Source organism: Modestobacter caceresii (assembly GCF_000761485.1).
Classification (GTDB): Bacteria; Actinomycetota; Actinomycetes; order Mycobacteriales; family Geodermatophilaceae; genus Modestobacter; species Modestobacter caceresii.
Genome location: NZ_JPMX01000008.1, coordinates 18,183 through 31,901, shown reverse-complemented (window position 1 = coordinate 31,901; position 13,719 = coordinate 18,183). Strand labels below are relative to the sequence as shown.

Below are 13,719 nucleotides of genomic sequence, written 5' to 3'. Positions count from 1 at the left end.
CCTCAGATCCCGTGCCGGCGGTCGCCGAGCACCTGGTCGCACAGCTCCCGCTCGACGGCGGGGGAGAAGACCCGGCGTCCGGCCACGGCCCGGCGGGTGTCCTCCATGATCAGGTCGGCGTTGACCGCCGCCCCGGCGGTGAGCCCGGCCGCGGCCGAGCTGATCACCTGGGCCTTGATGTCGGTGACGTTCCCGGCCGCCCAGACCCCGGGGACGGCGGTCGCGCCGGTGCCGTCCACCGGCACCCCGCTGCCCATCACCAGCTCGCCCATCCGCTGCTCGACCGCCTCGAGCCCCAGCGACTCCAGGACGCCGGCCCGTGCGGTGAACCGCGGGGCCACCACCACCGCGTCGCGGGCGAAGACCGTGCGGTCGTCGAGCCGGACGCCGGTCAGCTTCCCGGCGGCGGACTCCAGGCCGGCGACCTCACCGACGACCACGCTGATGCCCCGCGCGGCCAGCTGCTCCCACTCGTCCTCGGTGGGCTGCGGGCCGGTGTGCAGGAAGAGGGTGACGTCGGCGCTCCACTGCCGCCACATCAGCGCCTGGTGCACACCGACGGCGCTGGTGGCCAGCACGCCGATCGCCTGGTCGCGCACCTCCCAGCCGTGGCAGTACGGGCAGTGCAGGACGGCGCTGCCCCAGAGCTCGCGCACCCCCGGGACGTCGGGCAGTTCGTCCACCAGCCCGGTGGTCACCAGCAGCCGCCGGCTGCGCACCGACCGCCCGTCGGCCAGCCGCACCTCGAAGCCGCCGTCGACCGGGGCGGCCGAGGTCACCTCACCGTCGGTGAACTCCCCGCCGTAGCCGGCCACCTCGCGGCGGCCGATCGCCAGCAGCTCCCGCGGCGGCGTGCCCTCGCGGCCCAGGTAGTTGTGCGCGTGCGCGGCTGCGGCGTTGCGGGGCGCCCCGCCGTCCACCACCAGCACCGATCGGCGGGCGCGGCTGAGCGCCAGCGCACCGCTGAGGCCGGCGGCGCCACCGCCGACCACCACCACGTCGTACTCCGTCTCCACCGTGCGCTCCTCTGCTCGGACGGCGGGTCACCGGGGTGGTGACCCGCCGGTTCCGACAGTGCGCCGGGGCAGGCGAAGCTGGCAATGATCCTTGCTACTACGGCAAAACCGTCAGTGGTGCGTGCGGCCCGCCGAGAGGCCGTCGGCGTCGACCGGCGCCACCTGGTTGGGGTGTGCCCGGCGCTCGGCCCGGGCCACCCGCTCCTGCTCGGCCAGCTGCTCCGCCTCGGCGACCAGCGCCTCGGCCGCCTCCTGCGCCCGCTCCCTGCGGTACTCGCGGAACGACCAGACCACCGCTGCCGCCCAGGTCACGTAGACGACCGCGAGCACCGCGTACCGGACCGGGTCGCTGGCACCGACCCAGTCGCTGCCGAGCAGGCTCGTCGCGTTGGTGGACACGATCATGCCGCCGACCCCGGCGCCCAGCAGGCGTGGCGGGACGAAGCGGACCAGCCAGGCGGCCAGCGGTGCGGCGACCAGGCCACCGGCCAGCAGGCCGAGCACCCAGAAGGCGTTGATGCCCTGGCTGCCGAGGGCGAAGAGGAAGCCCAGGCTCGCGGCGAGGGAGACCAGGAACTCCGAGGTGTCGACCGAGCCGATCGTCTTGCGCGGGTCCATCCGGCCGCTGGCCAGGATGGCCGGGGTGCTGACCGGGCCCCAGCCGCCACCGCCGGTGGCGTCGATGAAGCCCGCGGTCAGGCCGAGGGGGGCCAGGAACCGCTTGCGCATCGGCTTGCCCAGCTGTCGCTTGTCGAGGCCGCGCAGGGTGAACCGGGTCAGCAGGTAGAGGCCCAGGCCCAGCAGGATCAGCGACATCACCGGCGCGGCGATCGCGGTGGAGAGGTTCGACAGCACGGTCGCCCCGATGAAGGCGCCGATCGCGCCGGGGACGCCGATCCGGGCGACGACCTTCCAGTCGACGTTGCCGAACTTCCAGTGCGACAGGCCCGACGCCAGGTTGGTGCCGATCTCGGCCAGGTGCACCGTGGCCGAGGCGGCGGCCGGGTTGGTGCCGATGGCGAGCAGCAGCGTCGTCGAGGTGACGCCGTAGCCCATGCCCAGGCTGCCGTCGACGAGCTGGGCGCCGAGGCCCGCGAGGGCGAGCAGGATCAGGGTCTTCACGAGGGAGGTGCTCCGGGTTCCAGGGTGCGGGCGCGCCGGGTGAGGGCGCAGCGGACCGCGGTGGACGAGGGGCGCCGGACGGCGCGGGAGGTCAGCGGGCCGGACAGGCGGCGGTGCTGACCCGGAGCAGGTCGACGTGCAGGCGGCTCACCAGGAAGGCGCCGGGGAGGGCGGACGGGAGGCGGGTGGGGAGCCCACCGGTGCTCGCCGTCGTCGTCACGCCGACATTCCTACCATGTTGGTAGGGATTGTGGGCAAGGGGGCCGGGAGTGCCCCGTCACGTCCGCAGGACGTCGTCGCGCACGGTCGCCCAGGAGACCGCGGCGCCCAGCACCATCACCCCCGCACAGAGGCCCAGGGCCAGCGAGTAGCCGGAGCTGAACGACGCGGCGTCGGTGTGGTCGTCGCCGGAGAGCCCGACCGCCACCGGCAAGGCCGCGATCGCGAGCAGGTTCGCCGCCCGGGCGACGGCGTTGTTCACCCCGCTGGCCACCCCGGCCAGGTGGTCGGGGGCGGCGCCGAGGACGGTCGCGGTCAGCGGGGCCACCACCAGCGACATGCCCAGCCCCAGGCCGAGCGAGCCGGGCAGCACGTCGACCCACCAGGAGCTGCCGGGCCCGACCCGGGTGAGCCACAGCAGGCCACCGGCGGACACCAGCGGGCCGACGGTCATCGGCAGCCGCGGCCCGATCCGCTGGGCGAGCGCGCCGACCCGGGCCGACAGCAGCGTGATCACCAGGATCGTGGACAGCAACGCGGCGCCGGCCGCGGTGGCGTCGTAGCCGAGCACGGTCTGCAGCTGCAGGACGAGGAAGAACATGACCCCGCCCAGCGCCCCGTACACCGCCAGGGTGCTCAGGTTGGCGCCGGTGAACTGACGGTCGGCGAAGATCCCCAGCGGCAGCATCGGCTGGGCCGCCCGGCGCTCCCGGACGACGAACGCCGCCCCGGCCAGCACACCGACCGCCGCGGCGACCACCACCTCCGGGCTCCCGGGGTCGCTGCCCGCCGAGATCAGCGCGTCGGTGACCCCGGCCAGGGCCAGCGCACCGAGGACGGCGCCGAGCACGTCGAAGCGCCCGGTGCGCCCGGGGTCCCGGCTCTCCGGCAGGTGCCGGGCGGCGACCAGGACGACGACCACCGCGAACGGCACGTTGATCCCGAACACCCAGCGCCAGCCCACCGTGTCGACCAGGAAGCCGGCCAGGAACGGGCCGACCAGCCCGGCCAGCCCACCCAGCGCCGACCACAGGCCGATCGCCCGCGGCCGGTCCTGGTGCCGGAAGGAGGCCTGGATGATCGCCAGGCTCCCGGGGGTCAGCAGTGCCCCGCCGACGCCCTGCAGCACCCGCGCGGCGACGAGCTGGCCGGTCGTCTGCGCCAGTCCGCAGGCCAGCGAGGCGACGGCGAACCAGACGACCCCGAGCACGAAGACCCGGCGGCGTCCGTACCGGTCGCCCAGGGAGCCGCCGAGCAGCACGAGCGAGGCCAGCGCGAGCGTGTACCCGGTCACCGTCCACTGCAGCCCGGACAGGGACGAGCCGAGGTCCCGGCTGATCGAGGGGAGCGCGACGGTGACCGCGGTGGCGTCGAGCAGCGCCATGGCCGAGGCGAGCACGGTGGCCAGCAGCACCCAGCGGCCCGGGGCGGTGCCCAGCGCGACCGGCTGACCGGCGAGCGGCGGCGGACCGGCCGCGGCGGGCGGGGTCGCGGTCACCGGGTCATCCTGGTCGACGCCGGCGGCTGTGCGCCTCCGGTGTGGCCCGACTCTCGTCCCCGGCCGAGCACGGCCGGGAACTGGACGGCGGGCCCCGACGACTGTGCAACCGTGCAGCAGCAGGAGCGGACCTGGCGAGCAGCCCACCGCCGTCCCCGGGTGGGGGTGCGCCGGCTGTCCGGCGCCCTCCTGCTGCTGGGGGTGCTGTTCGGCGTGCTCGTCGACGTGGGCACCGCGCGGCCGGCGGCCGCGCACGCCACCGTGGTGACGACGACGCCGGCCGACAGCGCCCGGCTGGACTTCGCGCCGGCCGAGGTGGTCATCGAGTTCGACGAGCCGGTCTCCCTCGGCGCCGGCTACGCGCGGGTGCTCGACGGCGAGGGCGAGCGGGTCGACACCGGGGCCGCCGAGGTGCGCGGCAGCACCCTCACCGTGCCGCTGTGCGACCAGCTGCCCGACGCCGGCTACGTGGTGACCTACCGGGTGGTCTCGGCGGACTCCCATCCCGTCTCGGGTGCCTTCTCCTTCGCGGTGGGTGAGGGGGAGCTGGTGGCGGCCGGCTCCGTCGGCGAGGGGGACGGCGCGGACCCGGGCGTGGCCGTGGCGCTGCCGGTCGCCCGCTGGCTGAGCTACCTCGGCCTGACCCTCGGGCTCGGCGTCCCGCTGGTGCTGGCCACCTGCTGGCCGGGGGGCTGGGCGGTGTCGCGGCTGCGGCGGCTGGCCGGTGCCGGGCTGGCCGCGGTCGTGGTCGGCGGGGTGCTCTCGCTGCTGCTCCAGGGCCCCTACGCCGCCGGGAGCGGGCTCGGGTCGCTGGTGGACCCGCAGCTGCTGGGCACCACGCTGGACTCGACCTTCGGCCGGACGCTGCTGCTCCGGGTGGTGCTCGCCGGGCTGCTGGCCGCCGTCCTGCTGCGTGGCTGGCGGCGGGGGAGGGCGCCGGGGACGGGCTGGCTGATCGCCGCCGGGGTGCTCGCCGCCGCGCTGGTCGTCGCCGTCGCCGCGGTGGGTCACCCGGTCGCCGGGCCGCTGCCGGTGCTGGCCGTGGCGGTGGCCGCCGTGCACGTCGCGGCGATGAGCGCCTGGCTGGGCGGGCTGGTCGCGCTGTTCGCCGGCGCCCTCCGCGGGCCGACGCCGGCGGGGGAGCTGGTCGCCGCGCTGCCCCGGTGGTCGTCGCTGGCGGCCGGCTGCATCGGCGCGCTGGTCGTCACCGGGGTGCTGCAGTCGGTGCGCGAGGTCGGGTCGGTGTCCGCGCTCTTCGCCACCACCTACGGCTGGGTGCTGGTGGCCAAGGTCGCACTCGTGCTGCTGGTGCTGGTCGCCGCGCTCGTGGGCCGGGACTGGGTGCAGCAGCGGGTGGGCACCCGCCGCCGCCCCTCGCGCCGGGTCGTCGCGCAGGCGTTCGCGGCCGGGGAGGCCCCCGCCGCCGACGGCCCCGCCACCGAGGAGCCTGCCGCCGAGCCGCCGGCGACGATCGGCGTGCTGCGCCGGGCGGTGTTGGTCGAGCTCGTCGGGGCGGCCGTCGTCCTCGCGCTGTCCGCGGTGCTGGTCGGCACGCCGCCGGCGAAGGCCGCCGTCGCCCAGCCGGTCGAGGTGACGTTGCCGCTCCGGTCGGCCGGTGGCACGACGGGCGCCGGCATGGTGCAGGTCCTCCTCGACCCGGCCACCCCCGGGCCGACCACGCTGCACGTCTACCTCTTCGACGCCGACGGGCGGCTGACGCAGCCGCAGCAGATCGGGGTCACCCTCACCGAGGTGGGGCAGGAGATCGGCCCGCTGGACGTCGACCTCGCCCCCGCCGGGCCGGGCCACTACGTCGGCGACCCGACGCTGCCCACCACCGGCACCTGGACCCTGACGGCGACCGTCCGGCTGGACGAGTTCACCGCGGTCACCGCCAGCACCGTCTTCCCGGTGCGCTGACACCCCCCTGCACGACACCCATCCGAGGAGAACCGTTGTCCCTGTCCCCGCTCCGTCCCGCGCGCCGTCCGGCCGTCGTCCTCATGACCGCGCTGCTCGCCTCGACGGGGCTGCTCGTCGCCGGCACCGGGGTCGCGTCCGCGCACGTCACCGTCTCCTCCGGTGACGCCGAGCCGGGTGGCTACGGCAAGCTCACCTTCCGGGTGCCGAACGAGAGCGACACCGCCAGCACGGTCGGGCTGCGCGTCCAGGTCCCCAACGACACCCCGCTCACCTCGCTGCGCGCGCAGCCGGTGCCCGGCTGGACCGTCTCGATGACCGAGGCGCAGCTCCCCGAGCCGGTCGAGGTGCACGGCGAGCCGGTCGAGCAGGCCGTCTCGGTCGTGGAGTTCCGGGCCGAGGAGGGCCAGGGCATCGCCCCAGGCCAGTTCCAGGAGTTCGCCCTCTCCGGCGGGCCGTTCCCGGAGACCGACGAGCTGACCTTCAACGCGGTGCAGACCTACAGCGACGGCACCGAGGCCGCCTGGATCGAGCCCACCGTCGATGGCCAGCCCGAGCCGCGGTACCCGTCGCCGGTGCTCTCGCTGGCGGCGGAGGGCGCCGACACCCCGACCGACACGGCGGCGACGGCCGACCCGGCAGCGGACGACGAGGGGGGCGATGGCACGGCGGTCACCGCGCTGGTGCTGGCGGTGCTCGGGCTGCTCGCCGGGCTGGGCGGTCTGTTCCTCGGTCTGTCCGCTCGCCGACGTACCGTGTCCTCGTGAGCTCTGCTTCCCGTCCGACCCGTACCGGGCTGACCGCCCTGGCCCTCGCGACCGGTCTGCTGCTGGCCGGCTGTGGCGGGGACGCCGACGCCAGTGCCGAGGCCGCCGGGCACGACCACGAGTCGACGGAGGCCCCGGCCACGCTGGAGGGCGGTGTGCGGGAGGGCGGCATGCAGCTGGTCGACCCGTACCAGAAGCCGGACTTCACGCTCACCGACACCAGCGGTGCGCCGTTCGACTTCGCCGAGCAGACCGCGGACGGGCCGACCCTGCTGTTCTTCGGCTTCACCCACTGCCCGGACATCTGCCCGACCACGATGGCCGACGTCATGCTGGCGCTGGGCGAGGTCGACCCGGCGGTGGCCGAGAAGACGTCGGTGGTGTTCGTGACCACCGACCCGGCGCGGGACACCCCCGAGGTGCTGGGGGAGTACCTGGACCGGTTCGACGCCGGGCTGCCGACCCAGTTCATCGGGCTCACCGGTGACCAGGAGCAGATCGACCAGGCGCAGCTGGCCGCCGGGGTGCCGCAGGCGCAGAACGGCGGCGAGAGCCACTCGGCGCTGCTGCTGCTCTACGGCACCGACGGCGAGGCCGACGTCGCCTTCGACTCGGCCAACACCCCCCGCGACATCGCCATCGAGCTGGCTGCCGTCGCCGGGTGAGCCCCGCGGGGCACGTCTGGGGGACCGGGGTGGGCCGGGTCCTCGTCGTCCTGCTCGGGGTGCTCGCCGTCCTCGCCGTCGCGGCGCCCGCGTCGGCGCACGTGGGCGGGGGCGCGGCGGGCAGCGACTTCGACGCCGCCGTCCGGACGGTCTCCCCGGAGCTGCCGGGGGTGAGCGTGCGGGTGCTGCAGTTCGGTGACGAGCTCGAGGTGGTCAACGAGACCGACACCGAACTGACGGTGCCGGGGTACTCGGGTGAGCCGTACCTGCGGATCGGGCCGGACGGCGTCTGGCGCAACGCGGCCAGTCCGGCGACCTACCTGAACCTGGACCGGTTCGGGCGCACGCCGATGCCGGACGGCGTCGACATCACCGCGGCGCCACGCTGGGAGCAGGTCTCCACCCAGTCGCAGTACGTGTGGCACGACCACCGGACGCACTGGATGACCCAGGACCTGCTCCCTCCGGTGGTGGCCGCGGACCCGTCCCGGCCGCACACGGTGATCGAGTGGACCGTGCCGATGACCCACGGCGGCACCGACGTCGTCGTCGAGGGGGTGCTCACCTGGAGCCCGCCGCCACCGGCCTGGCTGGTCTGGCCCGGCCACGTGCTGCTGCTGGCCGGCACGGTCGCGGCCGGCTGGTTCGCCCGCGGTCCCCGGCCGCTGGCGGGAGTGCTCGCCCTGGGTGCGCTGGCCGCGATCTACCACGCGCTGGCCACCCCCGAGCCGCCGAGCAGCGTCTCCTCGCACGTCGGGGCGATCGTGTCGGCCCTGCTCCCGGCGCTGCTGGTGCTGCTGGCGGCGGCGATCGGGGTGCGGGCGGCCGGGCGCGGGCGCGGCGTGCTCACCGGCCTGATGGCGGTGGTGGTCGGCTGGTTGCTGCTGGTGCAGGGCCTGCCCGACGTCGACGTGCTGTGGACGGCGAACGCGCTGACCGCCGGGCCGCAGGTGCTGGCCCGGATGGCGGTCGCGGTGCTGGTCGCCGGTGGGCTGGGGCTGGTCCTCGGCGGGGTCGGCGCGGCCCGGCGGTTCCGTGACGACGCCCACGGCACCGTGGACCCGGTCGGCGAGCCCGCCCTGCACTGACGCAGTCGACGTGTCGACTGGTCGACGAGTCGGTTCGTGGGACCACTGTGACAGTGACTCGGCGTGTTGCTACGAACACGCCGAGCAGCGAATTACAACGCTGTCACTTGATGTTTGTATGTGTGCCAGACCGATCCGGAGCCGTAGGGGGATGCCGGGGGTTCCAGGAGAGGCAGGCGCATGGGTTCGAGGCACGCCGGCACCACGGTCCGCAGCCGCGGACGTGAGGTCGCACCGTCCTCGGGTTCCCAGCCCTCGGTCTCGCCCTACTCCGGGTCCTCGTCGTCCGGGTCCCCGGTCTCCGGGTCCTGGCCGGTCGCGCTCCCGGCTGCCCCGCGGGCGGTCGCCCGCCGGCGTCCGGCCGCGCTGCTCGCGGCGCTGGTCGTGGGGGCCACGGTCGCACTGGTCGGCACGCAGGCGCTGCCCGCCGCCGACGCCCGCGAGTCGGTCGCGGTGGAGGAGCTGCTCGGCTCGGACGCCGAAGGGCTGCTGGAGACCGAGCTGAGCCCGCAGCTGGCGATCACCGAGGTCGAGGCGCGCGCCCGGCTGGAGGAGGTCGCTGCCTCCCGCCAGGCGCGGGCCGAACGGGTGGCGCAGGAGCAGGCCGCCGCCGCCGAGGCCGCCGAGGCGGCTGCGGAGGCGGCCCGGCCGAAGGCCTCACCGCCGATCAAGGGCGCCCGGCTGACCAGCTGCTTCTGCCCGCGCTGGGGCACCATGCACTGGGGCATCGACCTGGCGGCGCCGATGCTGACCCCGGAGTACGCGGTCGAGGACGGCGTCGTCCTCCGCGCCGGTGCGGCCAGCGGCTACGGCCTGGTGGTCTACATCCTGGGCGTGAGCGGCGACGTGACCGTCTACGGGCACATGGAGAAGATCACGGTCGCGGCCGGTGACGTGGTGCGCGCCGGCGACCAGATCGCCCTGCTGGGCAGCCGCGGCCAGTCGACCGGCCCGCACCTGCACTTCGAGGTCCACTCCGGCGGTGTGGACGGCAAGCGCGTCGACCCGGTCGCCTGGCTCCGCGAGCGCGGCGTCGAGCTGTAGTCGGTCCCTCCTCAGGCCCGCGAGGACCAGGCGGTCACCATCGTCGGCAGGACCAGGCCGACGTGGAAGGGCAGCAGGACGGCAGCGGTCAGGACGCCGGTGCCCGGTGTGCCCCACTCGAGGACCCGCCAGGTGACGACCGCGGCGAGCTCGAGGACCAGCAGTCCGAAGCCGATCCGGTAGGCGCGCGCGTAGGCCTCGCCGCGGAGTTGCCACTGGCGCTCGTCGAGGGCATCGGCGGGGAGCTCCTCGATGCCGCGGGTGCTCGCCTTCAGCATGCCCAGGCAGAACACGAACGCCACGATCACCAGGCTCAGCGGGATCAGGACGGCGACCGGGGACGCCTCGATGAACAGGAACAGGACGGCCTCCACGGCCAGCAGGCCACAGAGGGCCGCGACCAGCAGCCGGCGGGCGCGCAGGGTGCGGAAGCGCTCGAAGCGCGGGTCGTCGAGGCGCTCGGCTCGGCGCTGGGTGCGGGTGGGGGTGCTCATGAGGGCTCCTTGGTGCCGTAGACCTGCTCGGACAGGGTGCGGAACGGGGTGAGCGAGAAGACCGCCTCCATCGGGAGGCCGAAGACGGCGGCCAGCCGCAGCGCGAGGGTGGCGCTGGGGCTGTACTCGCCGCGCTCGAGGTAGCCGATCGTCTGGTAGTGCACGCCGACGGCGTCGGCCAGCTCCTGGCGGGACATGCCGCGCTCGGTGCGAAGCAGGGTGAGCCGGTTGTACAGCTCCACCTCGTCGGAGTGTTTGCGTGGTGCCATGTAGCAAAAGTACTACGGGGGGCAGTGGACCGACAACCCCGTCCGTGGTCCCTGTCATGCTCACGCTCGTGAGCCGGGCGAGCGAGGACTCGAACCGCCGGATGCTGCGGGCCCGGGACGCGATGGACCGCTCGTACGCCGAGCCGCTCGACGTCCCGACCCTGGCCCGGGTCGCCTGCGTCTCCGAGGCGCACTTCATCCGCACCTTCCGGGCCACCTTCGGGGAGACGCCGCACCGCTACCTGCAGCGTCGCCGGGTGGAGCGGGCGATGTGGCTGCTGCGCAGCAGCGAGGAGACCGTCACCGACATCTGCATGGCCGTCGGCTTCTCCAGCCTGGGCACGTTCAGCCGGGTGTTCACCGAGATCGTCGGGGAGCCGCCGAGCGTCTACCGCCGGCGCGGGCCGCTGGCACCGGTGCCCAGCTGCTTCGGCATGCGCTGGCTGCGGCCGAGCACGGGCAGCGCAGTTTCGGAGAAGCCCGGGGACGACGCTCGCCCCTAGCGTCCTGATCATGTTGAACACCATCACGATCAGCCAGGTCTTCGTCCCCGACCAGGACGCCGCGCTCGACTTCTACGTCGGCAAGCTCGGCTTCGAGGTGCAGACGGACATGCAGTTCGGCCCGATGCGCTTCCTCACCGTCGCGCTGCCCACCGACCCGGGGCACGCCGTCCTGCTGGAGCGGCCAGGCCCGCCCGGCTACAGCGAGGAGATCGCCGCCCAGGTGCGTGACCTCATCTCCAAGGGCGCCGCCGGCGGGCACCTGTTCTTCAGCACCGACGACGCGCACAAGACCCACGCCGAGCTCAGGGAGCGGGGCGTGGAGATCCCCGAGGAGCCGGTCGTGCAGCCCTACGGGATCGACTTCGGCTTCCGCGACCCGTTCGGCAACCACGTCCGCGTCGCCCAGCTCACCCCGCCGCCGTCCGTCTGACGGGATCCCGGCCCCGCCCGCCTCAGGACCCTCCTGTCACGGGCCGGGGCCGGGTGAGCCGGGCGCGCAGCAGCAGCCCGGCGAGCACGGCGAGGAGGACGAGGACCGGCGCCAGCCCGGCGTCGGTCGCCACCCGCTCGCCGACTTCGCGGGCGAGCAGGACGACGGTGCACGCCCAGGCCGTGCCGCTGACCAGGAGCACCGGGGCGACCAGCCGCAGCGGCACGCCGGCGCCACCGGCCACCCGCGGCGTCAGGGTGCGGCTGACCGCGGCCCACTGGGCGACGGCGAGGACGACGGCGCTGCCACCCGGCCCCTGGGTGGTCAGCCAGTCGCGGGCCCAGCGCACCGCGGGGTCGACCCGCGCGCGCAGCCGGCCGGGCCGGGCACCGGTGCTGCGCCGCCGGTGTCCCTGCCGCCACCCGAACAGCGCGCCGCCGATGCTGGCCGTGGCGGCCACCGCGATCGGCAGTGCTGGGTGGGTGTCCGAGACCGCCGACCACAGCCCGAGGACGACGAGGGTGGTCGACCCGGGCAGCAGCACGCCGAGCACGACGCCGCTCTCCAGGACCAGCAGCAGGGCAGCGACGCTCAGCACGAGCACGGCGGGCCAGCTGCCGACCTGCTCCAGCGCCGCACTCACCACCGCCGTCCACCGGCCGATCCCGTCGTTCCCACGTTGCTCCTGACCCTGCCCGCCGCCCAGACTGATCGGCCCCGCTGACACTCGCTGTCGCGAGCCTGGCGGTGACCGGTCGGCGGGACCATCGGGGAATGCCCTGACCCGACCCGGACATGTCGGTGTCAGCAGCGCGCCGAGGTCGGCGCCCCGCACCGTCGAGAGTTCGTCGAGGCGGCAGGCCCGGCGTGCAGCGCTGACGACACGACACCCGGTGAGGGCCCCCCTCGCCGGGTGCCGTCCACCGCGATGTATCGTTCTCCACGGCTCGGACACACCAGACCGGGTCGGCAAGGGGCTGTGGCGCAGCTGGTAGCGCACCACACTGGCAGTGTGGGGGTCAGGGGTTCGAGTCCCCTCAGCTCCACCCTTCGGACCAGGGTCTTCTTCGGAAGGCCCTGGTCCGAACTCGTTTCCTGGCCGCCGTTGGCCGCCCACCTCGGACGGGAGAGCGGCACCGCGTCCGGGATGGGGCCGGCTGGCCGGTCAGTCCTCAGCGGCGGCGAACCGCACGGTGCGGGTGGCCGGGTCGGCCGTCACGAGCCGGACCCGGACCCGCTCGCCCGGGGTCAACCGCCCGTCGCAGCGGGCTTCCACGGCCAGTTCGGTGAGCAGCACAGTGGACCGCTTCTCGTCCGCGTCGAGCACGACGGCGTCGAACACCTCCCCGACCCGGCCGGCCAGCACGGTGGCCTCGACCAGGTCGATGACGGCGCGCTCGACATCGCGGGTGCGCCGGTCGGAGGCGGCCATCAGCCCAGGCAGCTCTGGCAGTGCGGCGCGCAGTTCGGCGGACGGCTGCTCACCGGCGGCCAGCGCGAGGCAGACCTCGGTGCCGAACCGGTCGACAAGTCGGCGCAGCGGCGCGGTCACGTGCGCGTAGGGCGCGCCGACGCCACCGTGTCCGGGCTGGGCGGGCGGCGGGCCGTCGAACGCGGTGTAGGCCGCCCCGCGCAGCAGTGAGGCGGCGGCGTCCAGGAACGCCGCGTGCCGGGGCCGCGACGGGTCCAGACCGGCGATGACGTCGCCGGGACCGGCGCCGTCCGGCCAGTCGACGCCGAGCCCCGGAGCGAGCCGGCGGAGGGTGTCGACCGAGCCCGGGTCGGCCGGCGGCAGCGTGCGCAGCACCCCGACTCCGCCGTCCAGCATCAGCCGGGCCGCGCACCGTCCGGTGAGCAGCGAGATCTGCGCGTTCCACCCCTCGACGTCGGACTGGCCGCGGAAGGCGATCGTCCAGCCACCGTCGGGTCCGGGCTCCACCTCCTGGGACGGCGTGCCCAGCTCGATCGCACCCCGGTCCCGGGCGCGAGCCTGCAGGAGTCGGCCGATCTCGGGCAGCAGCTCCAACTCGACGGGGACGTCAGCGCCCACCGACTCGTAGTCCAGCTGGGCCCGGCTGCGCACCCGGGCGCGGCGCAGGTCCACGGCGGTGACCTCGCCCTCGGCGTCCAGGTCGATGGTCCAGAGCGCCGCCGGCCGGAGCTGGCCGGGCAACAGGCTGGCTGCTCCCTCGGACAGCTGTGGCGGGTGCAGCGGCGTCCGGCCGTCGGGGGAGTAGACGGTCTGGCCGCGGCGCCGGGCCTCGGCGTCGATGGCGCTGCCGAGCGGCACGAAGGCGCCGACGTCGGCGATCGCATAGGACACGCGGTAGCCGCCCGCGGTGCGGGCCAGGTGCACGGCCTGGTCCAGGTCGCGGGCACCGGCCGGGTCGATGGTGACCAGCGGCAGGTCGCTGGCGTCGCGGTCGGGCAGCGGTGGGTCGGCGGCGACCCGGTCCGCCTCGGCCAGCACGTCGGCCGGGAACTCGTCGGGCACCCCGGCCTCCGCCCGGATCGCGGCGAAGTCGAGCGGTCCGGACACCCTCAGCACGCGAGCCACGCCGCCACCCTGGCACGAGGGGTCGGGTACTGCGATCTGCGTAGTCGGAGCCTGCGCCTGCACGACGACGGGACCACTGCCTGGACGAAACGCTGCTCGGGACAACCACCACGACAACTGGGGT

General features: G+C 75.0%; 15 protein-coding genes and 1 tRNA gene. 8 read left to right on the top strand and 8 right to left on the bottom strand.

What is annotated here, in order from left to right; translation table 11 throughout:
- Positions 1–2 precede the first annotated feature (2 nt).
- From IN07_RS02600 to IN07_RS02590, 4 genes are all read right to left on the bottom strand, one after another.
- Positions 3–1,016 (bottom strand): NAD(P)/FAD-dependent oxidoreductase, encoded by a 1,014-nt coding sequence (locus IN07_RS02600; RefSeq protein ID WP_036333304.1) that lies wholly within the window; start codon positions 1,014–1,016, stop codon positions 3–5.
- A gap of 111 nt (positions 1,017–1,127) precedes the next feature.
- On the bottom strand, positions 1,128–2,138 hold the full coding sequence (locus tag IN07_RS02595) for a sulfite exporter TauE/SafE family protein (RefSeq protein WP_052090603.1): 1,011 nt from the start codon (positions 2,136–2,138) through the stop codon (positions 1,128–1,130).
- A 91-nt stretch (positions 2,139–2,229) separates the two neighbouring features.
- Positions 2,230–2,358, bottom strand: a complete 129-nt coding sequence (locus IN07_RS26605; protein WP_269164771.1) for a putative leader peptide — start codon at positions 2,356–2,358, stop codon at positions 2,230–2,232.
- Positions 2,359–2,415: 57 nt separating this feature from the next.
- Entirely contained in the window at positions 2,416–3,855 is a 1,440-nt protein-coding gene (locus IN07_RS02590; protein ID WP_052090602.1) for an MFS transporter, read from the bottom strand.
- A gap of 111 nt (positions 3,856–3,966) precedes the next feature.
- Between IN07_RS02590 and IN07_RS02585 the strand changes: the two genes are divergently transcribed.
- The 5 genes from IN07_RS02585 (at position 3,967) to IN07_RS02565 (ending at position 9,339) form a co-directional block, all read left to right on the top strand.
- Positions 3,967–5,775, top strand: coding sequence for a copper resistance CopC/CopD family protein (locus IN07_RS02585; RefSeq protein ID WP_231557962.1), 1,809 nt, complete (start codon positions 3,967–3,969; stop codon positions 5,773–5,775).
- A 35-nt stretch (positions 5,776–5,810) separates the two neighbouring features.
- The gene (locus tag IN07_RS02580) at positions 5,811–6,542 is read left to right on the top strand and encodes a YcnI family copper-binding membrane protein (protein ID WP_231557961.1); all 732 of its coding nucleotides are present in this window, start codon (positions 5,811–5,813) and stop codon (positions 6,540–6,542) included.
- Entirely contained in the window at positions 6,539–7,207 is a 669-nt protein-coding gene (locus tag IN07_RS02575; RefSeq protein ID WP_036333302.1) for an SCO family protein, read from the top strand. The genes IN07_RS02580 and IN07_RS02575 overlap by 4 nt, the downstream gene beginning before the upstream one ends.
- On the top strand, positions 7,204–8,295 hold the full coding sequence (locus tag IN07_RS02570; protein ID WP_231557960.1) for a hypothetical protein: 1,092 nt from the start codon (positions 7,204–7,206) through the stop codon (positions 8,293–8,295). The genes IN07_RS02575 and IN07_RS02570 overlap by 4 nt, the downstream gene beginning before the upstream one ends.
- A gap of 180 nt (positions 8,296–8,475) precedes the next feature.
- Positions 8,476–9,339 carry a M23 family metallopeptidase gene (locus IN07_RS02565; RefSeq protein ID WP_036333300.1) on the top strand — a complete coding sequence of 288 codons (864 nt, stop codon included), beginning with the start codon at positions 8,476–8,478 and terminating at the stop codon, positions 9,337–9,339.
- 11 nt (positions 9,340–9,350) lie between these two features.
- On the opposite strand, the gene IN07_RS02560 is transcribed toward IN07_RS02565, so the two are convergent.
- Both IN07_RS02560 and IN07_RS02555 read right to left on the bottom strand, forming a co-directional pair.
- Positions 9,351–9,833, bottom strand: coding sequence for a hypothetical protein (locus IN07_RS02560; RefSeq protein ID WP_036333298.1), 483 nt, complete (start codon positions 9,831–9,833; stop codon positions 9,351–9,353).
- Positions 9,830–10,102, bottom strand: coding sequence for a helix-turn-helix transcriptional regulator (locus IN07_RS02555; protein WP_036333296.1), 273 nt, complete (start codon positions 10,100–10,102; stop codon positions 9,830–9,832). Before IN07_RS02555 ends, IN07_RS02560 begins: the two co-directional genes overlap by 4 nt.
- 56 nt (positions 10,103–10,158) lie before the next feature.
- On the opposite strand from IN07_RS02555, the gene IN07_RS02550 reads away from it, so the two are divergent.
- Entirely contained in the window at positions 10,159–10,605 is a 447-nt protein-coding gene (locus tag IN07_RS02550) for a helix-turn-helix domain-containing protein (protein ID WP_197058322.1), read from the top strand.
- Positions 10,606–10,615: 10 nt separating this feature from the next.
- Positions 10,616–11,038: a VOC family protein gene (locus tag IN07_RS02545; protein WP_036333294.1), complete on the top strand. Its 423-nt coding sequence runs from the start codon at positions 10,616–10,618 to the stop codon at positions 11,036–11,038.
- Between the two features lie 22 nt (positions 11,039–11,060).
- Here the strand turns inward: IN07_RS02545 and IN07_RS02540 are convergent, their stop codons facing one another.
- Positions 11,061–11,681, bottom strand: a complete 621-nt coding sequence (locus tag IN07_RS02540; protein WP_156119004.1) for a DedA family protein — start codon at positions 11,679–11,681, stop codon at positions 11,061–11,063.
- 330 nt (positions 11,682–12,011) lie between these two features.
- Between IN07_RS02540 and IN07_RS02535 the strand changes: the two genes are divergently transcribed.
- Positions 12,012–12,084 (top strand) — tRNA-Ala (locus tag IN07_RS02535).
- A 119-nt stretch (positions 12,085–12,203) separates the two neighbouring features.
- On the opposite strand, the gene IN07_RS02530 is transcribed toward IN07_RS02535, so the two are convergent.
- Entirely contained in the window at positions 12,204–13,577 is a 1,374-nt protein-coding gene (locus IN07_RS02530) for an RNB domain-containing ribonuclease (RefSeq protein ID WP_231557959.1), read from the bottom strand.
- Between the last annotated feature and the right edge of the window lie 142 nt (positions 13,578–13,719).